The following is a 22,685-nucleotide window of genomic DNA, read 5'->3' as shown; positions in this document are numbered from 1 at the left end:
CCCTGCGGCGCCTGCTCTACGAAGTGGCATAAGGTTTGCTAATTACAGTCATACCTGACCATTAAGGAATGACTATGTCATCACTGGATATTAAAACTGAGCTACCTGCACAAACCGGCACCTCCGGCTCCCGTGAAACCCTGGAAGATTACACCCTGCGCTACGCTCCGCTGAGCTTTCGCCGCTGGGGGCCGGGCGTCGTCGCCGTCACCGCGCTGGGCGGCATTGCCTATCTGGCCGACTTTTCTATCGGCGCCAGCATCGGCATGGCGTGGGGCACCACCAACGCCATCTACTCGATCCTGCTGGCCGCGCTGGTCATTTTCCTGACCGGCATTCCGCTGGCGATCACCGCTGCCCGCTACAACATCGATCTCGATTTAATCACCCGTAGCGCCGGATTCGGCTATTTTGGCTCGGTCATTACCAGCATCATTTTTGCCGGATTTACCTTTATCTTCTTCGCCCTTGAAGGCTCGATTATGGCTCAGGGGCTGCTGGTTGGCCTCGGGATCCCGCTGTGGATGGGCTACCTCATCGCCACCCTGATGGTACTGCCGCTGGTCGTTTACGGCATGAAGGCCCTGACCCGTCTGCAGGTCTGGACCACGCCGCTGTGGCTGGTGCTGATGGTCGTGCCGGTGGCCTGGCTTATCGCCAAAGACCCGCAGCTGGTGGATGGCTTTATGAACTTCGCCGGTAAGAACGACGCCTCGCGCGTGGATTTAACCGCCATTATGCTGGGCGCCGGGGTCTGCCTGTCGCTGATCATGCAGATCGGCGAGCAGATTGACTATCTGCGCTTTATGCCGCCGAAAACGGCGGAGAACAGCAAAAGCTGGTGGCTGGCGGTCTTTTCCGCCGGCCCGGGCTGGGTGGTGCTGGGCGCGATTAAACAGATTATTGGCGCCTTCCTCGGCTTCTACCTGCTGACCCGCTTCCCGGCGGTACATAACACCGAGCCGGTTCAGCAGTTCGTCAGCGTCTTTGACAATCTGGTGCCCGGCTGGCTGGCGCTGACCCTGGCGGTAGTGCTGGTGGTTATCTCGCAGATTAAAATTAACGTCACCAACGCCTACTCCGGCTCGCTGGCCTGGACCAGCGCCTGGACGCGCACCACCCGCAGCTATCCGGGGCGGATCGTCTTTGTTGTCGTCAACCTCGCCATCGCGCTGGCTCTGATGGAGGGCGATATGTTCAGCGCCCTGTCGTGGATCCTCGGCTTTTACTCCAACTTCGCCATTGCCTGGGTCGTGGTAGTCGCTACCGATATTACCGTCAATAAAGGCCTGCTGAAGCTGGCGCCAGCCCAGCCGGAATATCGCCGGGGGATGATCCATAACGTTAACCCGGTGGGCGTGGTTGCCTTTGCTCTCGCCGCCGGGCTCTCTATCTGCACATTCTTCGGCCTGCTCGGCGCCACCCTGGCCCCGTTCTCGCCGCTGATTGCGCTGGCTGTCGCCCTGGTGATGACGCCGCTGATGGGCATTCTGACCCGCGGCCGCTACTACATCAAACGGTACGATGACGGCATTGCCGAACCGCGCTACGACGCGCAGGGGAACGCCTCCACCACCGTGTATCGCTGCATTACCTGCCGGGAAGAGTACGAACGTCCGGACGTGATGCACTCGGCAAAACATCAGGGGGCGATTTGCTCGCTGTGTAAGAGTATGGAATAGCGCAGAAAGGCAGGCCGACGCGAGGTCGGCCTGTTAGCAGGATCAGGCCGCCGGCAGCTCGGCGAGCGGCCAGCGCGGGCGCACGGTGACGCCGAGGTCGGGCTTCGCGCCGCTCCGCAGGCGCACCATTCCGGCGTAGGCGATCATCGCACCGTTATCGGTACAGAACTCGGGGCGAGCGTAGAACACTTCCCCGCCGCGCTTTTGCATCATCTCGGCCAGCTTCGCGCGCAGCGTGCGGTTGGCGCTCACGCCGCCCGCCATCACCAGGCGCTTAAAGCCGGTCTGCTCCAGCGCCCGGCGGCACTTAATCATCAGCGTATCCACCACCGCATCTTCAAACGCCCGCGCAATGTCCGTCCGGGTCTGCTCGTCATTTTCATTATTGCGGATGGTGTTGGCGGCAAAGGTCTTCAGGCCGGAGAAGCTAAAATCCAGCCCCGGACGATCGGTCATCGGGCGCGGGAAGACAAAGCGCCCTTCGCTGCCCCGGGAGGCCATTTTAGAGAGCATCGGACCGCCGGGATAATCGAGGCCCAGCAGCTTCGCGGTCTTATCGAACGCTTCCCCTGCCGCATCATCGATTGATTCACCCAGCAGTTCATACTGACCAATACCGGTCACGCTAATCAGTCTGGGTATGGCCGCCGGAAACCAGCAGCGCCACAAAAGGATACTCCGGCGGATTATCTTCCAGCATCGGCGCCAGCAGATGCCCTTCCATATGGTGTACCGGGATCGCCGGTACGTTCCAGGCGAACGCCAGCGAACGGCCTACCGTGGCGCCAACCAGCAGCGCGCCGACCAGCCCCGGCCCGGCGGTGTAGGCAACCGCATCAATATCTTTTGCCGTTAGCCCGGCCTCTTTCAGCGCCGCCTGGATCAGCGGCACCGTTTTACGCACGTGATCGCGCGAAGCCAGCTCAGGCACCACGCCGCCGTAGTCAGCGTGCAGTTTCACCTGACTATACAATTGGTTGGCCAGCAGGCCTTGCTTATCGTCGTAAATGGCGATGCCGGTTTCATCGCAGGATGTTTCAATACCCAGTACACGCATGTCTTGTTTTACCTCGCTCTAATACCGCGCAGTTTAGGACCAATGCGGGTTGATGTATACCCTAAGAATGCCGGGCAGCAGCGCGACACGGCCCGGCGCCCGCAGGGGATACGCGAGCGGGGCGGGCGGAGAAAGCCCGGCTCGGGACGCTCGCCGGGGCGGCGGATATAAAACTTTGTTCGCCCCAGCAAGAACCCTCGTGTATACTCCTCACCCTTATAAAAGTCCTTTCAAAAAGGGCGCAGGTGCTTTACAAAGCAGCAGTAGTTGCAGTAAAATTCCGCACCATTTTGAAATAAGCTGGCGTTGATGCCAGCAGCAAACCGAATTAATCAAAGGTGAGAGGCACATGCCGGTAATTAAAGTACGTGAAAACGAGCCGTTCGACGTAGCTCTGCGTCGCTTCAAGCGTTCCTGTGAAAAAGCAGGTGTTCTGGCGGAAGTTCGTCGTCGTGAGTTCTATGAAAAACCGACTACCGAACGTAAGCGCGCTAAAGCTTCTGCAGTGAAACGTCACGCGAAGAAACTGGCTCGCGAAAACGCACGCCGCACTCGTCTGTACTAATCTGTTGAGGGCTAAAGCCCTCAATTCAGGCTGAGTTGTAAGTTGTAAGGCCGTGCTTCCGGAAGGAATGCGCGGCTTATTTTCGTTTATGCATTAGCATATATACCCACCCCTTCAGGATGCACCAAAGCAGCATAAGAGCGAGTCCCGGGAGCTGATTGACGTCAGCGGCAGGGGGCGCATCGGCGCTGAAGCAGCTTGTCGGATAAGGTGTATAATTATGGGGCCTATGGCTGGACGAATCCCACGCGTATTTATCAATGACCTGCTGGCGCGAACCGACATCGTCGATCTTATCGACGCGCGGGTAAAGCTCAAAAAGCAGGGCAAGAACTACCATGCGTGCTGTCCATTTCATAACGAAAAAACCCCCTCTTTTACCGTCAACGGTGAAAAACAGTTTTACCACTGCTTCGGCTGCGGTGCGCACGGCAACGCCGTCGACTTCCTGATGAACTACGACAAGCTCGAGTTCGTGGAGACGGTCGAAGAGCTGGCCGCCATGCACAACCTTGAAGTGCCGTACGAAGCGGGTAACGGACCCAGTCAGATAGAACGCCATCAGCGGCAAAGCCTCTATCAGCTGATGGATGGTCTGAATGCGTTTTATCAGCAGTCTTTGCAGCAACCCGCCGCCGCTCCTGCGCGCCAGTATCTGGAGAAGCGTGGTTTAAGCAGCGAGGTCATTGCGCGCTTTGCGATTGGCTACGCGCCACCCGGTTGGGATAACGTTTTAAAACGTTTTGGCGGTAATCAGGAAAACCGCCAGTCGCTTATCGACGCCGGCATGCTGGTGACTAACGATAAGGGACGCAGTTACGACCGCTTCCGTGAACGGGTGATGTTCCCGATTCGCGATAAGCGAGGCCGGGTAATTGGTTTTGGTGGTCGCGTGCTGGGTGATGCCCTGCCGAAGTACCTTAACTCCCCGGAAACCGATATTTTCCATAAAGGTCGTCAGTCTGTACGGCCTGTATGAAGCGCAGCAGAACAACGCCGAACCGCCGCGTTTGCTGGTTGTCGAAGGCTATATGGACGTCGTAGCCCTGGCGCAGTACGACATTAACTATGCCGTCGCGTCCCTCGGTACGTCGACCACCGCCGACCATATTCAGTCTGCTGTTCCGGGCGACCAATCAGGTCATCTGCTGCTACGACGGCGACCGGGCGGGCCGCGAGGCCGCATGGCGAGCGCTGGAGACGGCGCTGCCCTATATGTCCGACGGCCGTCAGCTACGCTTTATGTTTCTGCCCGACGGCGAAGACCCGGATACGCTGGTGCGTAAAGAGGGTAAGGCCGCGTTTGAAGCGCGGATGGAGCAGGCTCAGCCGCTCTCGACGTTTTTGTTTAACAGCCTGCTGCCGCAGGTTGATTTGAGCACCCCGGACGGACGGGCGCAGCTCAGCACGCTGGCGCTGCCGCTGATCACTCAGGTTCCGGGCGAGACGCTGCGCATCTATCTGCGCCAGGAGCTGGGCAACAAGCTGGGGATTTTAGATGACGCCCAGCTTGAGCGTTTAATGCCAAAAATGACAGAAAATGGCGCGCCGCGCCCTGCTCCGCAGCTAAAACGCACGACCATGCGTATACTGATAGGACTGCTGGTGCAAAATCCGGATCTGGCGCCGCTGGTACCGCCTTTAGCGGGCCTGGATCAGCGTAAAATACCGGGACTGGGCCTGTTCAGCGAACTGGTTAACGCCTGTCTGTCTCAGCCGGGTCTGACCACCGGACAACTTTTAGAGCAGTATCGCGGCACAAATGAGGCCGCGACCCTTGAAAAACTGTCGATGTGGGACGATATAGCAGATAAAGATATCGCTGAAAAAACCTTCACCGACTCGCTTAACCATATGTTTGATTCACTGCTTGAACTGCGACAGGAAGAGTTGATAGCTCGCGATCGCACGCACGGCTTAAGCAGTGAGGAACGCCGGGAAGCTCTGGACTATCAGCCAGGAGCTGGCAAAAAAATGAATTGCACGGCTTAAGTGCCGAATATCGCTCGGGAAGCCCCCGACAGCCGCGCTGAGGCGCAGCGGCAATAATATAAGTACGCCCTCGCTTTAAATGCTGGCAGCTTGTCTGCCAACACCAATCAAACGAATTAAGTGTGGATACCGTCTTATGGAGCAAAACCCGCAGTCACAGCTGAAGCTTCTTGTCCAACGTGGTAAGGAGCAAGGCTATCTGACCTATGCCGAGGTCAATGACCATCTGCCGGAAGATATCGTCGACTCCGATCAGATCGAAGACATCATCCAAATGATCAATGATATGGGCATTCAGGTGATGGAAGAAGCGCCGGATGCCGACGATCTGCTGCTGGCTGAAAACAGCAACAACACCGACGAAGATGCAGAAGAAGCTGCTGCACAGGTTCTGTCCAGTGTTGAATCAGAAATCGGACGCACGACCGACCCGGTGCGCATGTATATGCGCGAAATGGGTACCGTGGAACTGCTGACCCGCGAAGGCGAAATTGACATCGCTAAGCGCATCGAGGACGGGATCAATCAGGTCCAGTGCTCCGTTGCCGAATATCCGGAAGCCATTACCTACCTGCTGGAACAGTACGATCGCGTTGAAGCTGAAGAAGCGCGCCTGTCAGACCTGATCACCGGATTCGTCGATCCGAACGCCGAAGAAGACCTGGCGCCAACCGCCACGCACGTCGGCTCCGAACTGTCTCAGGAAGAGATGGATGACGACGAAGAAGATGAAGAAGAGGACGACGACGACAGCAGCGATGACGACAACAGCATCGACCCTGAGCTGGCGCGCGAGAAATTCGCCGAGCTGCGTACGCAGTACGAGCAGACCCGCGACACCATCAAAGCAAAAGGCCGCAGCCACGCCGCAGCGCAGGAAGAGATCCTCAAGCTGTCTGAAGTCTTTAAACAGTTCCGCCTGGTACCGAAACAGTTCGATTACCTGGTCGGCAGTATGCGCAACATGATGGACAGAGTGCGTACTCAGGAACGCATCATCATGAAGCTGTGCGTCGAACAGTGCAAAATGCCGAAGAAAAACTTCATTACGCTGTTCACCGGCAATGAAACCAGCGAAACCTGGTTCAACGCGGCCGTAGCCATGAACAAGCCGTGGTCTGAAAAGCTGCACGACGTCAAAGAAGACGTTCAGCGCGGCCTGATGAAGCTGCAGCAGATTGAAGAAGAAACCGGCCTGACCATCGAGCAGGTTAAGGATATCAACCGTCGTATGTCCATCGGCGAAGCGAAAGCCCGCCGTGCGAAGAAAGAGATGGTTGAAGCAAACCTGCGTCTGGTTATTTCTATCGCCAAGAAATACACCAACCGCGGCCTGCAGTTCCTCGATCTGATTCAGGAAGGTAACATCGGTCTGATGAAGGCGGTAGATAAGTTCGAATACCGTCGCGGCTACAAGTTCTCCACCTACGCAACCTGGTGGATCCGTCAGGCGATCACCCGCTCCATCGCGGATCAGGCGCGCACCATCCGTATTCCGGTGCATATGATTGAGACCATCAACAAGCTCAACCGTATCTCCCGCCAGATGCTGCAGGAAATGGGCCGCGAGCCGACGCCGGAAGAGCTGGCCGAGCGCATGCTGATGCCGGAAGATAAAATCCGTAAGGTGCTGAAAATCGCCAAAGAGCCGATCTCCATGGAAACGCCGATCGGCGACGATGAAGATTCGCATCTGGGTGATTTCATCGAGGATACCACCCTCGAGCTGCCGCTGGACTCCGCCACCACGGAAAGCCTGCGCGCCGCCACCCACGACGTTCTGGCCGGCCTGACCGCCCGTGAAGCGAAGGTCCTGCGTATGCGTTTCGGTATCGACATGAATACCGACCACACGCTGGAAGAAGTGGGTAAACAGTTCGACGTTACCCGCGAACGTATTCGTCAGATCGAAGCGAAAGCGCTGCGTAAGCTGCGCCACCCGAGCCGCTCTGAGGTTCTGCGTAGCTTCCTCGACGATTAACCGTCAGGCAATAAATGCAAAAAGCTCCCTGCGGGGAGCTTTTTTTTGCCCGGTGTTTGCCTCCAGACGCGAAAGCTATAGCCCGCGCGACGCCAGCGCGTCGTCAAGCTCGCGATAGGCTTCCACCAGCTTATCGAGCGTTGCCCGGTTCAGTCCGCTGGGATTCGGCAGCACCCACAGCTCGGTCGCCCCGATGGTCGCCTGCTGCCTGCCCCACTGCACGCTGCGCGCCTGAAAAGCCTTCTCAAAGGCCTGCTTGCCGAGAACCGCCAGCGCCCGCGGCTGATACTCTTCTATTTTCCGCACCAGCTCTCGCCCGCCGCTGCGCAGCTCCTGCAGCGCCACTTCGCTGGCCTGCACCGTCGGACGCTCCACCAGCATGGTGATCCCGCAGCGGGTGTCGAGCAGCTGGAACTCCTCTTCCGGCTTCAGCTGCCGGTCGGTAAAACCCGCCTGGTGAATCACCTTCCAGAAGCGGTTCCCCGCGTGCGCGAAGTGAAAGCCGGTATGGGCGGAGGATTTCCCCGGATTGATGCCGCAGAAGACCACCCGCAGGTTCGGCGCCAGAATATCGTTAATCATCTTGTCCCCTGCTCAATAGCTAAAAGCTAATTATAAAGGATTGAAAATGCGTTGTTTATAAAAACAGCAGCCGCGCGTTTTAGGCTGGATTGCGTCTGCCAGTTACTTTATAATCCCTCGCCACGGCCCCTTAGCTCAGTGGTTAGAGCAGGCGACTCATAATCGCTTGGTCGCTGGTTCAAGTCCAGCAGGGGCCACCAGACAAAAAAAGGACTTAACCATGAAAATGGCTAAGTCCTTTTTATTTGCCCGCTCGCCAGCGGGAGCCCGTCAGGATTCGGTCAGCGCCAGGTGCAGGCGGTCGGTCAGCGGTTTCAGCAGATAGTTCATCAGCGAACGCTCGCCGGTGCGGATAAACCCTTCAACCGGCATCCCGGGCCGAATCGTTAATCCCTGCAGCTTGTCCATCCCCTCCTGCGTGACCTTAACGCGGAGCGCGTAATAGGGCTTCCCGGTTTGCTCATCGACCAGGCGGTCGGCGCCGACCATCGTGACCTCCCCCGCCACGCGCGGGGTGGTGCTTTGATCGAAGGCGGAAAATAGCAGCTCCACCGGCAGGGCCTGATGCACCTTATCGATCAGCTCGACCGGCACGCGGGCTTCGACCTCCATCGGCGAATCCTCCGGCACGATCTCCATCAGCTGCTGCCCGGCCTGAATAACGCCGCCCTCGGTAAATACCGCCATGCCGACCACCGTTCCCGCCACCGGCGCCTTAATCTGCGTATCCTGCAGATCGGCCTGCGCTTTCTCCAGCTGGTTTTTCAGCGCGGCGATCTGCGCCTGGCCGTCCGCCAGCTGGGTATTAACCTCTTTACTGTACTCATCCCGACGCTGCTGCGCCTGCAGCCGTAGCTCGATCGCCTGCCTCTGCAGCCGCCCGATGCTGCCGTGGGTTTGTGAAATCTCCCCCTCCACGCTGGCAAGCTCCCCCTCCATCGACAGCAGACTGATTACGCGCCACGTAGCCCTTCGCGGCCAGCCCGCGGATGCCGGAGAGCTGCTCGTTGAGCAGACGCTTTTGCTGCTGCTTGCTGCTCAGTAAAGACTGCATGCCGCTGAGCAGCGCCTGGGTGCCGGCCACCCCTTCATCAATGGCCGCCAGCTCGCTGCGCAGGGCGGCGCGACGGTTGATTAACAGCTGACGCTGCAGCGCCAGCTGCTCCACCACCTCCGGCTCATCCCTGACCGCCGCCAGCTCGGGCAGCAGCACGATCTCATTCTGCCCCGTTCGTTCCGCCGCCCAGCGCGCCATCTGCAGCTGCAGGCTGCGCAGACTGGCTTTGCAGCGCGTCGCGTCGGGTTTGCGTAGTCACGGTATTCATCACCACCAGCACCTGGCCTGCCTGCACCTTCTCACCATCGTGGACGCGCAGCTGCGCAATCACCCCGCCGCCGGGATGCTGCACCGCTTTACGGTTGCCCGTCACCACCACGCTGCCGGAAACCGGCACCCCGCGGTCGAGCGGCGCAAAGCTGGCCCAGCAGAGAAAGCCGCCGAACCCAACGAGCACCAGCCACAGCCCCCAGCGTAAATAGGCGCGCTCGCTGAAGGCCGCCTCGTACCCGGCCAGCTGCTCCGATAACGTCAGCGCTTTCATGATTTGCCCTCAGCCCGCACTCGCGGTGACACCGCGGTATAGCCCACGTTAAAACCGCCGTGCCGTCCCGCGCCAATCGGCGTCACCGCGCCGGAGGTCGGCGCGCGGGCCATGCCCGGCAGCTTTTTCAGCACTTCGGCGCTCGGGCCCTCGTGCTGCATCCGGCCGCCGGCCAGCACCAGCAGACGATCGGTAATCGCCAGAATATCCGGTTTATGGGTCACCAGAACCACGCTTTTTCCTTTCTCTTTCAGGGTCAGAATCGCCTGCTGCAGCGCCGCTTCGCCCTCTTTATCGAGGTTGGCGTTCGGCTCGTCCAGCACCACCAGCGCAGGTAGGCCGTAGAGCGCGCGGGCCAGCGCCACCCGCTGACGCTGACCGCCCGACAGACCGCTGCCGCCTTCGCCCAGCACCGTGTCATAGCCCTGCGGCAGGCGTAAAATCAGCGCGTGGATGCCGGCCATCTGCGCGGCCAGCACCACGCTGTCGGCATCCACCTCGCCAAAGCGGGCGATGTTTTCCGCCAGCGTCCCGGCAAATAGCTGGATATCCTGCGGCAGATAGCCGATATGCGGACCCAGCGCCGTTTTATCCCACTGATGGATTTCGGCATCGTCCAGCCGCACGCTGCCGGATAGCGGTTTCTGCACGCCAACCAGCTGCTTCATCAGCTGCGTTTTACCCGAACCAGAGGCGCCAATCACCCCCAGAACGGTGCCGGCAGCCAGCGAAAACTGCAACTGCATTAATATGGGCTGACGGCCTCCCGGCGCGGTAATCGTCAGTCTGCTCAACGCGTAAATGTCCCCGGGGCGCGGGCAGCGGTAAACGCTCGGGCTGCGGCGGATTCGCGGCCAGCAGCACCTGCAGCCGCTGCCAGGCCTCGCGGGCCGCCAGCCACTGCTTCCAGCTGCCGATCAGCTGATCGATAGGCCCCAGCACGCGGCCAATCAGGATCGAGCCGGCGATCATCATGCCGGAGGTGATATCGCCGTTAACCGCCAGCAGCGCGCCGCAGCCGAGCATCAGCGACTGCAGAGCCAGCCGCAGCGTGCGCGTCAGGGAGGTGATCAGCGCCATTCTCTCGCTACCGCGGCTTTGCAAATGTAAAAACTCTGCGTGCTGGCAGCGCCAGCGCTGACGCAGGGTTTGCAGCATCCCCATCGCCTCTATCGCTTCGGCCTGCCGAAGCTGGCCGTTGGCCCGCTGGCTGGCATGGAGCGCGACCTTTCCCGCCCGCTCCAGCAGCGGCTGGCTTAAGCGCAGATTGAGCCAGGCCAGCGCCAGCAGCAGCGCCGCGCCGAGGGTCGCCAGAACGCCAAGCCACGGATGCAGCAGATAAACCACCAGCAGATAGAGGGGAAACCAGGGGGCGTCAAAAAAGGCGAACAGCGCGCTGCCGGTGGCGAACTGGCGTAAGCTGGTGAGGTCATTTAACGCCTGGCCTGCCAGGACGTTACCCGTTTTCAGGTTGGTGCCGAACGCGGCGTCAAAAACCCGCGCGTTAAGACGCATATCCAGCTGCGCGCCGAGGCGGATGACCAGCCCGCTGCGCACCCACTCCATCAGGCCAAGAAACAGCAGCAGGCCGACGATCATCAGGGTCAGCATCGTCAGCGTCATAAGGTTGCCGGACGGCAGGACCCGATCGTAGACCTGCAGCATATATAGCGCCGGCGAGAGCATCAGAATATTGATCGCCGCAGTAAAAAGCGCCACGCACCAGAAGCCGCGCCGGCAGGTCGCCAGCGCCGCCAGAATCTCCTGCCGTCCTGCCTGAGGCGCCTGAGTTTCGCTCATTCTTTCTCCTGCCTGAACCGTTTCCCCGCCGTGGCGGGGAAACGGTAGGGTTATGCCGCCAGCAGATCCGTATGGTCTGCGGTTGCCGATGAGCCCACGACCGCCGCGATCTGATCGAAGGTCGAATCGATGCTCAGGTTGTACTGGTCAAGGATGCCGTTCAGCGCGGTTTCCAGCGCGCTGGTATCGCCGGACATCAGGCCATAAACCACCTCATGCACGATACCGTCATGACCTTCGGACTGCGCGCTGCTCAGGCCCAGTCCGCTGAAGCTAACGTCCAGCGCCTGGATGTTGTACGGCGAAGAAGTGCCGCCCTGCAGGCCGTCGCCGAACGACAGGCCGTCAAGGGAGCCGTACAGCGTGTGTGCCGGGTCGGCAAACAGGGTATAGGTTAAGTTTCCTTCCGCCACGAATGAGGTGATGTTATTCGCGGTACTGGTGATAGCGTACTGGCTTCCGGACAGCGCACCGCCGTAGAAGCCGCCGGAGTTGCTATCGTCCACGTTACCGTTGGTATGGTTAACGTCACCAAATGTGGCTGACCATTCAGCCAGATAATCATGAATGCTATAGCTGCCTACAGAGTCTGTCGTAATCCACTGAAAATGCCATATTGGTCTCCTGATATTACAGATATCGCGGCCTTTTTACGTGCAGAGCACGCCCGAACTGCGCCGCGTCATACGGGGGTTAAAAGCGATATTCGATGCCGCCCTGCACGGTGCGCCCGCGGCCTAAGGTATTGCCCAGGGTTTCGCCATAGCTGACCACGTAGGCGCGGTTGGAGACGTTCTCCACGGAGCCGCGCAGCGTCAGGTTGTCGGTCACGCGGTAGCTGGCGTAAAGGTCAAACAGGGTGTAGCGCGGCCAGTCGGCCAGATAGGGGTAGTTGCTCGGGACGCTGTGATCCTGATATCCCGGCGCAAAACGCACCGTGACGCCGGCGTCGAGCTTGCGGTCAAAGGCGCGACCGCCGAGGGTCAACGAGCCGCGATCGCCGGGGAGGAACGCGGCGGAGCTGAACTGGCTGCCGCCGTCGCAGGTCACGAAGTTGTTCGCCTCGTCATTATCTTCCCAGTACCAGTTATTGGCGCTGCCGGCGCCCTGCTGCTTCCCGCCCAGCCACGCTTTCCGCGAGCAAAACTCGTTTTTGCCGATCATGTGCGTGTAGGTGAAGTCGGTATACACAAAGCCCGCATCGTAGTTCAGCTGATACTCGATCCCGCGGAAACGGGTGCTGTTGAGGTTATTGACGTAGGCGGTGTTGCCCAGCCCCGGTTGGGTGATGCCCGGCTTTTCGCGGTTAATCGCCATGCTGATATAGTTCGATACCTTGGTATCGAAGTAAGCCACTTTAACCGCCAGGCGATCCTCCTCCTGCAGCAGGCCGCCTTTCAGCAGGTTCACCCCCACTTCCCAGGCGCGGGAGCGTTCCGCCTGCAGGAACGGGTTGGGATACTGCGTGGAGTCGCCGTGGGCGCTGCCGCTGGTCAGGGTTTCGGTAATCGCCGGCGGACGCCAGGAGCGACCGTAGGTGGTATACAGCTCCAGCCAGTCGACGCCCGGCTTCACCGCCAGCGCCAGCGTCGGCGAGACGCGGGACTCTTCGCGATCCACCAGCCATTCATGGTAAGAGCTGGAGATGAGGCAGCCGCTCAGACGACGCGAGGTGCAGGGATTATCAATGGTGTAGGTCGCTTCGGGGTAATTCATGCCGGTGGTGCCGCGCAGACGATAGCGGTCATAGCGCAGCCCGCCTTCGACGGTAAGCCAGTCGTCGTACTCGTAGGTCAGCGTGGAGAACAGGCTGAATATCGACCGATTCCCGCCGGGCGTCACGCCCTCCATATCCTCAGACGTTGAGCGGCTGGTGGCTTTGTCATAGTAAAACTCTGCGCCGTAGTTCGCCTTCAGCGTATGCTCCGCGGCCAGCGAGAAGTGCGAGGTGTTTTGCAGCTGGGCGCCGTAGGTGCGCAGGCGGGTTTGCGTCCAGTAATCGTCCGTCGTCCCGCTGCCGTAAGTATCGCTGTTCGAGTCGGTATCGACGTAATAGAGCTTGGCGTGCAGATCGAGCCAGTCGCGATCGTAGGGCGCGAGGCTGTAGTCGAGAGCGACGTTGCGCGCCATCACCACGTCGTAGCCGCTCTGCTTCCAGCCCAGCGTCCGGTCATCGCCTTCGCCGACGGCGGTCAGGGTGCTGGCCGTCGGCGAACTCACCTGGGTTTGCAGATAGCTCAGCTGCAGGCGCTGGTTGGCGGGCAGATTCCAGCCCACCTTCGCCATCCGCGACAGCATCTTGTAGCGGCTGTCGGTAATCTGATTGTTTTTTAAGGCGCTGGCGTAGCGATCGTAGTTGCCGGTGTCGTTGTTGACGCGAATGTCGCCGATATCGCCTTTATTGCCCGGCCAGTAGTCGCTCAGGTGGCGCTCGCTGGCGGCCAGCAGAATATCCCCCGTCTCATTGCCCCACGCCAGCGCGCCGCTGCCGATAAAGCGGGTGCCGTTATCGCCGGTGCTGGCGTGCAGCTTGCCGCCCAGCTCTTTGCCGTCATAGATGAAATCGCTGGCGTTGAGAGTGTTAAAGGTGGCGATGCCGCCCAGCGTGCCGGCGCTGCCCATGCCGCCGGTGGTGCCTTTGTCGACGGTGACCCCGCTCAGCAGCTCCGGATCGATATACATGGTGCCGTTACGCTGACCGTGGCCGCTCTTCTGGAAGTTCTGCCGCATGCCGTCGATGTTCATGTTAACGCGGCCATAGTCCTGCATCCCGCGAATATTCACCGACAGGGCCGGGTCCTGCTGGCTCACGCTGGAGTAAACGCCGGCGGTCTGTTCGAGAATATCCGCCGCGTGCCGAGCCGGCCGATCGTCCATCTTCTTGCGGTCGATCACGCTGACCGAGCGAGGCTGTTCGTAGACCCAGTCATCGGCGGAATAATTTAAGGTAGCGGTAACGGTCAAGGTGTCGTCATTCACCGGCCCGCCGATGCGGGTTTCATCGGCGCGCTTCGTGCGGAGAATTATCTGCCCGTCGGCGGTAAATTCCGGCGCCACGGCGTTGTTGCCAATCAGCTGACGTAGCGCGGCGGCGATCGGCATCGTGCCGTTCAGCGGCTGCGACTTCATCCCCTGCACCGTGCGGTCTTCAAAAAAGATCTGCACGCCGGACTGCTCGCCAAATCGTAGCAGCGCGCTTTGCAGGGATTGCGGGGGAATGGCGAAGGTTTTGTTCTGTTTTACCGCTTCCGTTGCCGCCGACGCGGCCTGGCTCAGAGCCGGCGCTGTCAGCGCTAACGTCAGAGATATGGCAAAAGCAAGGCGACGACGGCTTTTGCAAAATTGGGGCTGTAATGGGTGCATGTGTGTACTCAATTATCGTTGATAATGGTAATCAATCTCATTCAACAATAAAGACGAACGACGTACGCAAACCCGTAAAAATTTTTTAGAAAAAGTAAAAATATAAAAATGGGGCCACAAAAACGCCCGCAGAGCCTAGTACAGGAGCGTCATTCCCGGCAGCGTCACCTGCTTCGCCCCCAGCGTCTGGCGCAGGGTTTCAACGGCGCGATCGGGCTGCTTGAGCGCGAAGGCGCCGCTGACGGTCCGCTTTCTCAGCGCCGGATTGACGACGACAACGGTTTGGTTCTGGTAGCGGTTTATCCGCGCGATCGCCTCGCTTACCGGCTGCTGGTCGATAATCAGCCAGCCGCGCCGCCAGGCGAACTGCGCCGGCGAAACCGAGTGCCGCGTCAGGCGATTATCGGCATAGCGCGCGCCCTGCTGCTCAGCCAACACCAGCGACTGCCCTTTATAGCTGACCCGCACGCTGTGCTCGTGCACCGCCACGTCCGCCCCGCTGCCGTCAAGATCGACGCTGAACTGCGTCCCTAATGCCTGGGTGGTGCCGCCGTTCGCCTCTACGCGAAAGGGGCGCGTCTCGCGGCTGCTCAGCGGCGCCACGGTAAACCAGGCGTTGCCGGACAGCAGCGTAACCCGCCGCTCCCGGTCGTTAAAATGCAGCTCGATGGCGCTGCGGCTATCGAGATCGACCCGGCTGCCGTCCGGCAGCGTCACCTGGCGAATTTCGCCGGCGGCGGTGTAATAATCGGCCTGCCAGCGCAGCCAGGCGTCGGGAAGCAGAAGCAGTGCGGGCAGGGACGCCAGCACCACGACGGCGGCGGCCGCCCAGTGGCGCCAGCGGGGACGAGCGCTCGCCGCCGGCGGGACGGGCAGAGGTAGAGGAACCACCGTGGACGATAGCGTATCCGCCGCCCGGGCAGCCGGGGCCGATCGCGGCAGCGTGCCGAGCATCAGCCACAGCCTGCTGCGCCTGAATCAGCGCGTCGGCATGCTGCGGATCGGCCTCCCGCCACGCGGCCATCTCCCGCTCCTCATCATCCGTCAGCGACCGCTCGGCCATTTTCACAGCCCATAGCGCGGCCTGCTGACGTATTGCCTCACTCAACTGACTCATTTCACTGCTTCCTGACTATCCGGGTTAATCATTAAGACGTTTGAACCAGGTAAAACCCGTAAAAAAAATGCCATTATTTCTGTATTCCGCACATCAGGGTAGCCAGCGCCTGCGCCAGATGTTTTTCTACGGTGCTGAGCGATACGCCCAGCCGCGCCGCAATTTCCGCCTGCGGCAGCCCCTCAAGCCGGCTAAGACGAAAAATAGCCTGCGTCCGTTCCGGCAGATTCATCAGCTGGCCGATAATCCTCTCAACCTGCTGCAGGTCAATCGCGCGCTGCTCGGCGCCCGGATCGTCGCTGGGAAAGTGGGCCATCTCATCATCGCTGAACGCCATGGTTTGCCGCCGCTGCTGCTGGCGGTAGTGATCGAACAGCAGATTCCTCGCCGTACGGAACAGATAGGACTCACTATCCTGAATTTTTCCCTGCGGATAATGCTCAAAGAGGCGGGCAAAGCTCTCCTGCATCAGATCGTCAGCCAGCTGCGCATCGTGCAGTTGGCTTTTCAGATACGCCAACAGCGGCTGGGCATGACGCTCAAACAGCACCTGCAACTCAATATTGGACATTAACTTTTCCCTGAAGAGCCTGCATCAAAGCCACTATAAATCACATAAATGATTCTCATTTTCAACTGGCTTTTTTGACCGCGCCGCGGCGGAAGCGTTCGGAGGGAGGCGGATGGGGGCGGGCTTAGCGCTCGTCGGCTTCCTCCAGCGGAACGATGCGCCACTCGTTCGGCTGCTGTCCGGGCGAAATCCACATCGGCACCACGTTACCGAGCCGGATGCCGTAGGGCGTACCGAGCGCATGGCGGCGCAGCACGCGAAACACGCCGGAATGGGCGATAATCAACGGGCGCTCGTACTGCGTCAGGATCGTATTCAGCGCGCCGGTCACCCGCTGGCAAAACGCTTCCCAGCTCTCCCCGCCCGGCGGCGTCTCTTCATAGGGCGGCTGCTCCGTCCACGGGCGCTGCTCTAACTCCCCCCAGTCCCGCTCGCGCAGATCGTCGAACACCGTATAGGGCACGCCGGGGAGCGCCAGTTCGGCCGTTTGCCGCGCGCGCAGCAGCGGGCTGACGGCGACGCCGTTCCAGCGATAGCGCCCCAGCAGCGGACGAACCTCCTGCGCCTGCAGCTCGCCCTCTTCGGTAAGCGGTACGTCCGTGCTTCCGCCGATCAGTTTATCCCGGTTGAGGGCCGTTTCGCCGTGGCGAACGAAGACAAAAGGCTTACAGATTATTGGCATAGTTCCATCTCGATCGTCGGATGAGTCATAATTTGGCAGCTCAACGCCTGCTGCCACAGAAGCGGGTTGTCAATGGCGATAAACAGCGGCGCGAAATAGCGGCAGGAGAGCTGAGAGATCAGCGTTTGCAGACAGTCTGACGGTGGGGTGCACATTCCAGCGGCAAAAATCGACGTCGCCTGCCAGCCACTGCTGGTGAGCGAGCTGATTCAGGTGGCCGGTAAACAGGGTTCGATGCTGAAAATCCTCCCGCGCCCGCAGCGCGCCCGCCATGCCGCTCATGCCGTCGGGGTCGGCGGCCAATACCAGCGGCGCGTGGGGCGAAAAGAGCGGAAGCGCCGCGGCCAGCGCCCGCAGCTCCGCGGCGACGCCATGCTGCAGACTGCCATCGTCATGCTCCGCCATCTGCGCCAGCATGTGCAGGCAGGCGGCGTCCATGGCGACGTCTGGCCGCCGCTCGCGGGCCATAAATAGCGCCAGCTCGGCGGCGCGTCCGGAAGGCGGCACCGGGCAGAGGGTCGGCTGTAACAGATGCGCGCGCAGCTTTTCCCGCTGCCGGCTTTGCGGCACATCGTATAAACCGTAGGAGGCATCCACCAGCGCCAGGCGCGCGGGAGGCGGAACATCAAAGCGGAACAGCAGGGATTCCATGCTGATATCGCCGCTGTAAAACAGGCCGCCCGCCACGTTCAGATGGAACCACATCCCGCCCCAGGCGTGGCCGCAGTCTGCCGGTGGTCACGGTTATCTCGCCGAGGGAAAACTGACCGCGCACCGCCACCGGGCGGACGTTGCGCCCCGCAGGCAGCGCCTGGGCGGTGACGGCGCTGCAGTAGACGGGAATTTCCGCCGGCAGACGGCTCAGCCCGGCAATATGATCCACATGATCGTGGCTTAGCAGAATGGCGTCGATATCCGCCGGGACCGGCCACGGCGCCTCATCCGGCTCCAGCGCGCCGCCGGCATCCAGCAGGATGCGCTGGTGCGGCGTGCTCAGCAAAATGGCCGCCGGAGCCTTGCGGTGTAAGCCGCTAATGATTTCGATCTTCACGCCCTTCACGCCGCCTCCAGACGCCAGCCCTGGGTCAGCCGCACGCGGACGCTCTGCTGCGCCCGCAGCGGCGAGTGGTGGAAGGCGCTCAGCGACTGCCCGTCAGCGAGGCGCAAATCCACCAGATAGCGCTCTCCCTGATAGATACAGTTTTCCACCTCCGCGCTTAGCCCGCTCTCCGCGAGCTGCACGTGTTCCGGGCGCACCAGCACCGGCTGCGCCGCCGCATGCTGGCCCGCGGAAAATCCCTCATGCAGCAGAGCGCAGTCCAGCTGGCGCTGCTGGCCGGGGATCGCCAGCGACAGCACCTGCCCCTTACCGATAAAGCGCGCCACCCAGGCGTTTTGCGGCTGCTGATAGAGCTCCTGCGGCGCGCCCCACTGCATTAACGCGCCCTGATGCATCACCGCGATATGGCTGGCCAGCGCCATCGCTTCCGCCTGGTCGTGCGTCACGTAGACAAAAGTGGCGCCGGTACGGCGGTGAAATTCCCGGAACGTCTGCTCCATCGTCGCGCGCAGGTGCCGATCGAGGTTCGCCAACGGCTCATCCAGCAGCACCACCTGCGGCTCGGAGACCAGACAGCGCGCCAGCGCCACCCGCTGACGCTGGCCGCCGCTCAGCTCCTGCGGCGAACGCCCGGCATAGGCCCCGAGCTCGACCACCTCCAGCGCCGCCATCACCCGCTTCTGCCGGGCGGCGCCGTTAACTTTACGCAGCCTGAGCGGATAGCCGACGTTCTCCGCCACGGTCATGTGCGGCCACAGGGCGTAGGACTGAAACACCATCCCCATATCTCGCTGTTCCGGCGGCAGGTGGACGGCGCTATCCGCCAGCAGGCGATCGCCCAGCAGCAGGCGTCCGTCGCTAAGCTGCTCAAGACCGGCAAGAATGCGCAGCGTGGTGGTTTTGCCGCAGCCGCTCGGCCCCAGCAGCGCGGTGAAGGCGCCCTGCGGGATGGTCAGATTGAGATCCCGTACCACGGTCTGGTTGCCAAATACTTTACTGAGCCGCTCCAGCCTCAGTTCTGCCATGGAATCACTCCTTTGGGTAAATATCTGCCGAGCGCGCTGAGCAGCAGCATCACCACCGCCACCAGCGCCACCACCAGTACCGAAACCGCCGACGCCAGCACCTTATCTCCGCTCTCATCAAGATTGAAAATCATCACCCCCAGCGTCTCTTTGCCGGCGCTCCACAGCAGCGCCGATACCGTCAGCTCGTTGACGGCGGAGAGGAACACCAGCAGCGCGCCGGCAAACGCCGCCGGCGCCATCAGCGGCAGTACGATGTGGCGCAGGCGCTGCGAAACGTTCGCTCCGGCGAGGCTGGCGGCCTCCTCCATCGCCGGGTCCAGCTGCAGCATGCTGTTGTGTACCGGCTTCAGGCAGACGGTGAGAAAACGGGCAAGATAGGCGAAAAAGATAATCGTCAGCGTGCCGATGAGGCTGATATTCAGCAGCGGCAGCGGGCGGGCAAACAGCAGAATGCAGGCAATCGCCAGCACCACGCCGGGCAGGGTGTAGGGAATATCGATAAGGTTGTGCAGCCAGCGCAGCGGCCGGGAAGGATGGCGCACCAGCAGCCACGCCAGCGGCAGGCTGAGCAGCATCAGCACCGCCGCGGCGCTAATCGAGAGCAGCATGCTATTGCTCAGCGCCCGCCAGGTGGCGCTCTGCGCATCAACGACGCCGCGCCAGGCGGCAAAAGTCAGGGTCTCACCGTTGAGCGGCACGCCGAGCGTCGGCACCAGCGAGGTGGCGATCAGCGCCAGCAGCGGCGCCACCAGAATAGCGAACAGCACGACGCCCAGCAGCGCCTCCGTCGCCAGTCGCCACTTACCCAGCGAGAACCCCAGCGCGCGTCCCGCCATGCCAATCAGCGGCAGCGCGTAGCGGCGCTGCATATGGCCCTGGACGATAACAATCCCGATCGCCAGCACGCCCATCAGCACCGACAGCGCCGCCACCTCGTTGAGCATCGACGGGCCGAAGCTGGAGAGCGTCTGGTAGATATAGACCGGCAGCACAAACAGGGAGATCGGGATCCCCAGCATCGCCGGGATGCCGAAGTTGCCGAGGGCGGAAACAAAGGCAATCGCCGCCCCGCCCCATAACGCCGTGCGGCACAGCGGCAGCACGATATCGAAAAAGACCCGCCACAGCGAGGCGCCGTTGAGCCTGGCCGCTTCGATATGCTCCTTCGGCAGGCACTGCAGACTGCGTGCGCAGGGCCAGAAACACCAGCGGCGCATGCTGAATGCCGAGCAGCAGGGCGATGCCCTGCGCGGAGTAGAGCGGATTGGCGCTGCCAAATCCCGGCGCCAGGCCGATGCTGTTGAGCAGAATGCTGCTCGGCCCGAAGAGTGCAGCCAGCTCAGGGCGGTGACCTGCGGCGGGATCATCATCGGCAGCATAAACAGGAACACCCACACCGGCTTAAAGCGGATATTGGTCAACGCCAGGCAAAAGGCGAACAGGCTGCCAAGCAGCAGCGAGATCAGCGTTCCCAGCCCGCTGGTATACAGGCTGTTATACATCGCGGTCCAGGTGGCGGGGTTGCTCAGCACGCGCCACAGGCTGCTGTCGCTGCCCTGCCGCCAGTCGATCAGCGCCGCGATAAGCAGGCGCAGGCTGGGCAGCAGGCTGACCAGCGCCACGAGGCATAATAGTAGCCACAGCAGCCCCTTCAGCGAGCCGCCGCCGGCGTTTTGCCGCAGAGTCATATCGCTCATCAATTAACGGCTGCCGAACAGGTCGGCAAAGCGCTTTTTGTTCGCCTCGGTATCGGCCAGCGCTTTGGCGGCGTCGAACGGCATCAGCTTAATGCTGTCTCGCGGCGGGAAGCCCTTCGGCACCGGCAGCGAAGCATCGGCCGGCAGGTAGCCCTGCTGCAGCACCAGCTTCTGCCCCTCGGTCGAGAGTAAGAAATCGATAAACGCCTTTGCGCCCTGCGGGTTTTTGGCGTTCTTCAGCATCGCTACCGGCTCGGTGACGATGCTGACCCCCTCTTTCGGGAAGGTAAACTCGATGGGCGCGCCCTTGGCCTTTTCGCGAATAGCCATGTAATCCACCAGCACGCCGTAGGCCTTGCTGCCGGACGCGATGGCGTTCATTACCGCGCCATTGCCGCTTTGCGGCATCGCGCCGTTCGCTTGTAGCTTCTCGTAGTATTGCCAGCCGAGATCGGGAGCGTTCATTAGCGTGGCCTGATGGATCTGCGCCGCGCCGGAGTAAAGCGGGCTGGGCAGCGTGGTCATGTTCTTCAGCTCCGGCTTGAGGAGATCCAGCCAGGAGGTCGGTTTAACCGGCGCTTTAGTATTCCAGGCGATGCCGGTGGTGATCAGCTTGGTGCCGTAGTAGTAGCCGTCTTTATCATACAGCTGCGCGTCAAAGCGGGCGGCCTGCGGCGAACGATAGCCGGCCAGTAAGTTCTGCTGCTTCAGGGCTTCCATAGTGACGCTATCGGCGATCAGCAGCACGTCCGGCGCGGCGGCGCCGGCGGCGAGCTCGGCCTGCAGGCGCGCGGTCAGCTTCGTGGTTCCGTCACGGATCCATTTCACCTCAATATCAGGGTGCGCTTTTTCAAAGGCGCTGACGGTGGTCTGCGCATCTTCGTTGGGCTGGCTGGTATAGAGCGTCAGCGTCGATTTGGCAAAAGCCGATGCGCTCATGATGGTCAGCAGCATCGCCGCCAGCGCGTTTTTGTTATTCATCGTTCCGTCCCCGTGTTTTCGTTGCGACGATTAAAACAGGGGAATCTGACAAAAATATGACCACCTTCTTTCGTAGTCATAGTTTCATATTGCCGCGCTAGCATGGCCGAAAATAGCGTGACAGGAAGGGAACATGACACCGGAAACCCGTCGCAGCGCCATTGTCGCCCTGGCGACAGAACGCGGCGAAATCAGCATTGAAGCGCTGTCCAGACACTTTGGCGTCTCGCTGCAAACCATACGCAGCGATCTGCGGGACCTGACGACGCAGGGGCTGCTGCTGCGCCGCCACGGCCTGGTCGCGCCTTTCGCACGCGAAAATATCGCTTACCAGCAGCGGGAGATCGTCAATATCAACGGCAAACGCTGGATTGGCGAACAGGTTGCACAGCTGCTCTGCGGAGCGCAAAGCTGCTTCCTCGGCACCGGCACCACGGTGGAGATGGTGGCGCACGCCCTGCCGAAGAGCGTTTCTCTCGCCGTCTTCACCAATAACCTGCACGCCGCACAGCCGCTCAGCCAGCTTCCCGACTGCGCGCTGACGATAGCCGGCGGCCGTATCCGCAAGCGCGATCTGGATATTATCGGCGGCGACGCCCTGGCGTTCTTTAGCCGCTACCGGGTTGATATTGGCGTGGTCTCCGTCGGCGGCATCGACGAAGCCGGCGAGCTGTACGATTTTAACGATGATGAAGTGGTGGCGCGGCGGGCGTTAACCGCCGGCGCGGACGTCACGGTGCTGGCGATCGACAGCACCAAGTTTGGCCGCACGGCGCTGTGCCGCAACGGCCACGTCGGCGATTTTGACTATGTCGTCAGCGAACGTCCCCCGACGGCGCAGCAGCGGACGGGGCTGGCCCAGCGCCGGACGCAATGGCTGTGCCGCGACGCCGCCGCTGCCCTGCCGCCATACGGCGAGTAGGCGT

General features: G+C 61.1%; 15 protein-coding genes, 1 tRNA gene and 4 pseudogenes. 6 read left to right on the top strand and 14 right to left on the bottom strand.

The genetic code is table 11. From position 1 onward, the window contains the following. Window positions 1–74 precede the first annotated feature (74 nt). Entirely contained in the window at window positions 75–1,682 is a 1,608-nt protein-coding gene (locus ABOC21_RS02790; protein WP_426812365.1) for a purine-cytosine permease family protein, read from the top strand. 42 nt (window positions 1,683–1,724) lie between these two features. Here the strand turns inward: ABOC21_RS02790 and tsaD are convergent. Next, window positions 1,725–2,739, bottom strand: a pseudogene (gene tsaD / locus ABOC21_RS02785) (tRNA (adenosine(37)-N6)-threonylcarbamoyltransferase complex transferase subunit TsaD). 349 nt (window positions 2,740–3,088) lie between these two features. On the opposite strand from tsaD, the gene rpsU reads away from it, so the two are divergent. The 3 genes and pseudogenes from rpsU to rpoD all read left to right on the top strand — a co-directional run bounded on the left by rpsU (window position 3,089) and on the right by rpoD (window position 7,277). Next, window positions 3,089–3,304 (top strand): 30S ribosomal protein S21, encoded by a 216-nt coding sequence (gene rpsU / locus ABOC21_RS02780; protein WP_001144069.1) that lies wholly within the window; start codon window positions 3,089–3,091, stop codon window positions 3,302–3,304. A 229-nt stretch (window positions 3,305–3,533) separates the two neighbouring features. Beyond that, window positions 3,534–5,282, top strand: a pseudogene (dnaG, locus tag ABOC21_RS02775) (DNA primase). A 150-nt stretch (window positions 5,283–5,432) separates the two neighbouring features. Continuing rightward, the gene (gene rpoD / locus ABOC21_RS02770; protein ID WP_426812364.1) at window positions 5,433–7,277 is read left to right on the top strand and encodes an RNA polymerase sigma factor RpoD; all 1,845 of its coding nucleotides are present in this window, start codon (window positions 5,433–5,435) and stop codon (window positions 7,275–7,277) included. A 75-nt stretch (window positions 7,278–7,352) separates the two neighbouring features. On the opposite strand, the gene mug is transcribed toward rpoD, so the two are convergent. After that, window positions 7,353–7,859, bottom strand: coding sequence for a G/U mismatch-specific DNA glycosylase (gene mug, locus ABOC21_RS02765; protein ID WP_426812363.1), 507 nt, complete (start codon window positions 7,857–7,859; stop codon window positions 7,353–7,355). A 124-nt stretch (window positions 7,860–7,983) separates the two neighbouring features. Here mug and ABOC21_RS02760 point away from each other — a divergent pair. Further along, a tRNA-Ile gene (locus ABOC21_RS02760) sits at window positions 7,984–8,059 on the top strand. A 70-nt stretch (window positions 8,060–8,129) separates the two neighbouring features. On the opposite strand, the pseudogene ABOC21_RS02755 reads toward ABOC21_RS02760, so the two are convergent. The 12 genes and pseudogenes from ABOC21_RS02755 to ABOC21_RS02700 all read right to left on the bottom strand — a co-directional run bounded on the left by ABOC21_RS02755 (window position 8,130) and on the right by ABOC21_RS02700 (window position 21,759). Continuing rightward, a pseudogene (locus ABOC21_RS02755) lies at window positions 8,130–9,460 on the bottom strand (HlyD family type I secretion periplasmic adaptor subunit). Continuing rightward, window positions 9,457–11,260, bottom strand: a pseudogene (locus ABOC21_RS02750) (type I secretion system permease/ATPase). The pseudogenes ABOC21_RS02755 and ABOC21_RS02750 overlap by 4 nt, the downstream one beginning before the upstream one ends. Window positions 11,261–11,310: 50 nt before the next feature. Continuing rightward, window positions 11,311–11,817 (bottom strand): heme acquisition protein HasA, encoded by a 507-nt coding sequence (locus tag ABOC21_RS02745; protein WP_426812543.1) that lies wholly within the window; start codon window positions 11,815–11,817, stop codon window positions 11,311–11,313. Between the two features lie 136 nt (window positions 11,818–11,953). Further along, window positions 11,954–14,623 (bottom strand): TonB-dependent hemoglobin/transferrin/lactoferrin family receptor, encoded by a 2,670-nt coding sequence (locus tag ABOC21_RS02740; protein WP_426812362.1) that lies wholly within the window; start codon window positions 14,621–14,623, stop codon window positions 11,954–11,956. A gap of 135 nt (window positions 14,624–14,758) precedes the next feature. Then, window positions 14,759–15,577 (bottom strand): FecR family protein, encoded by an 819-nt coding sequence (locus ABOC21_RS02735; RefSeq protein WP_426812361.1) that lies wholly within the window; start codon window positions 15,575–15,577, stop codon window positions 14,759–14,761. Window positions 15,578–15,813: 236 nt separating this feature from the next. Further along, window positions 15,814–16,311 carry an RNA polymerase sigma factor gene (locus tag ABOC21_RS02730; protein WP_426812360.1) on the bottom strand — a complete coding sequence of 166 codons (498 nt, stop codon included), beginning with the start codon at window positions 16,309–16,311 and terminating at the stop codon, window positions 15,814–15,816. 124 nt (window positions 16,312–16,435) lie between these two features. Next, window positions 16,436–16,993 carry a histidine phosphatase family protein gene (locus tag ABOC21_RS02725; protein ID WP_426812359.1) on the bottom strand — a complete coding sequence of 186 codons (558 nt, stop codon included), beginning with the start codon at window positions 16,991–16,993 and terminating at the stop codon, window positions 16,436–16,438. Between the two features lie 69 nt (window positions 16,994–17,062). Further along, a complete protein-coding gene (locus ABOC21_RS02720; protein WP_426812358.1) occupies window positions 17,063–17,698 on the bottom strand; it encodes a hypothetical protein in 636 nt (211 codons plus the stop codon). Then, entirely contained in the window at window positions 17,619–18,053 is a 435-nt protein-coding gene (locus tag ABOC21_RS02715; protein ID WP_426812357.1) for an MBL fold metallo-hydrolase, read from the bottom strand. The genes ABOC21_RS02720 and ABOC21_RS02715 overlap by 80 nt, the downstream gene beginning before the upstream one ends. Further along, a complete protein-coding gene (locus ABOC21_RS02710; protein WP_426812356.1) occupies window positions 18,050–19,078 on the bottom strand; it encodes an ABC transporter ATP-binding protein in 1,029 nt (342 codons plus the stop codon). The genes ABOC21_RS02715 and ABOC21_RS02710 overlap by 4 nt, the downstream gene beginning before the upstream one ends. Further along, the gene (locus ABOC21_RS02705) at window positions 19,066–20,778 is read right to left on the bottom strand and encodes an ABC transporter permease (protein ID WP_426812355.1); all 1,713 of its coding nucleotides are present in this window, start codon (window positions 20,776–20,778) and stop codon (window positions 19,066–19,068) included. The genes ABOC21_RS02710 and ABOC21_RS02705 overlap by 13 nt, the downstream gene beginning before the upstream one ends. Before the next feature lie 3 nt (window positions 20,779–20,781). Then, a complete protein-coding gene (locus ABOC21_RS02700; protein ID WP_426812354.1) occupies window positions 20,782–21,759 on the bottom strand; it encodes an ABC transporter substrate-binding protein in 978 nt (325 codons plus the stop codon). Window positions 21,760–21,892: 133 nt separating this feature from the next. Here ABOC21_RS02700 and ABOC21_RS02695 point away from each other — a divergent pair, with 133 nt between their 5' ends. Continuing rightward, the gene (locus ABOC21_RS02695) at window positions 21,893–22,681 is read left to right on the top strand and encodes a DeoR/GlpR family DNA-binding transcription regulator (RefSeq protein WP_426812353.1); all 789 of its coding nucleotides are present in this window, start codon (window positions 21,893–21,895) and stop codon (window positions 22,679–22,681) included. The last annotated feature ends 4 nt before the right edge of the window (window positions 22,682–22,685 follow it).

This window comes from Klebsiella sp. WOUb02 (assembly GCF_050058015.1).
Lineage (GTDB): Bacteria > Pseudomonadota > Gammaproteobacteria > Enterobacterales > Enterobacteriaceae > Klebsiella.
This window is presented reverse-complemented; position numbering and strand designations above follow the sequence as displayed.

Coding starts and splice junctions, on each gene's coding strand:
- rpoD (WP_426812364.1), top strand. CDS start 5,433: ATGGAGCAAAACCCGCAGTCACAGCTGAAGCTTCTTGTCCAACGTGGT.
- mug (WP_426812363.1), bottom strand. CDS start 7,859: ATGATTAACGATATTCTGGCGCCGAACCTGCGGGTGGTCTTCTGCGGC.
- ABOC21_RS02705 (WP_426812355.1), bottom strand. CDS start 20,778: ATGAGCGATATGACTCTGCGGCAAAACGCCGGCGGCGGCTCGCTGAAG.
- ABOC21_RS02730 (WP_426812360.1), bottom strand. CDS start 16,311: ATGTCCAATATTGAGTTGCAGGTGCTGTTTGAGCGTCATGCCCAGCCG.
- ABOC21_RS02740 (WP_426812362.1), bottom strand. CDS start 14,623: ATGCACCCATTACAGCCCCAATTTTGCAAAAGCCGTCGTCGCCTTGCT.
- ABOC21_RS02725 (WP_426812359.1), bottom strand. CDS start 16,993: ATGCCAATAATCTGTAAGCCTTTTGTCTTCGTTCGCCACGGCGAAACG.
- ABOC21_RS02695 (WP_426812353.1), top strand. CDS start 21,893: ATGACACCGGAAACCCGTCGCAGCGCCATTGTCGCCCTGGCGACAGAA.
- ABOC21_RS02700 (WP_426812354.1), bottom strand. CDS start 21,759: ATGAATAACAAAAACGCGCTGGCGGCGATGCTGCTGACCATCATGAGC.
- ABOC21_RS02710 (WP_426812356.1), bottom strand. CDS start 19,078: ATGGCAGAACTGAGGCTGGAGCGGCTCAGTAAAGTATTTGGCAACCAG.
- ABOC21_RS02735 (WP_426812361.1), bottom strand. CDS start 15,577: ATGCTCGGCACGCTGCCGCGATCGGCCCCGGCTGCCCGGGCGGCGGAT.
- rpsU (WP_001144069.1), top strand. CDS start 3,089: ATGCCGGTAATTAAAGTACGTGAAAACGAGCCGTTCGACGTAGCTCTG.
- ABOC21_RS02790 (WP_426812365.1), top strand. CDS start 75: ATGTCATCACTGGATATTAAAACTGAGCTACCTGCACAAACCGGCACC.
- ABOC21_RS02720 (WP_426812358.1), bottom strand. CDS start 17,698: ATGTGGTTCCATCTGAACGTGGCGGGCGGCCTGTTTTACAGCGGCGAT.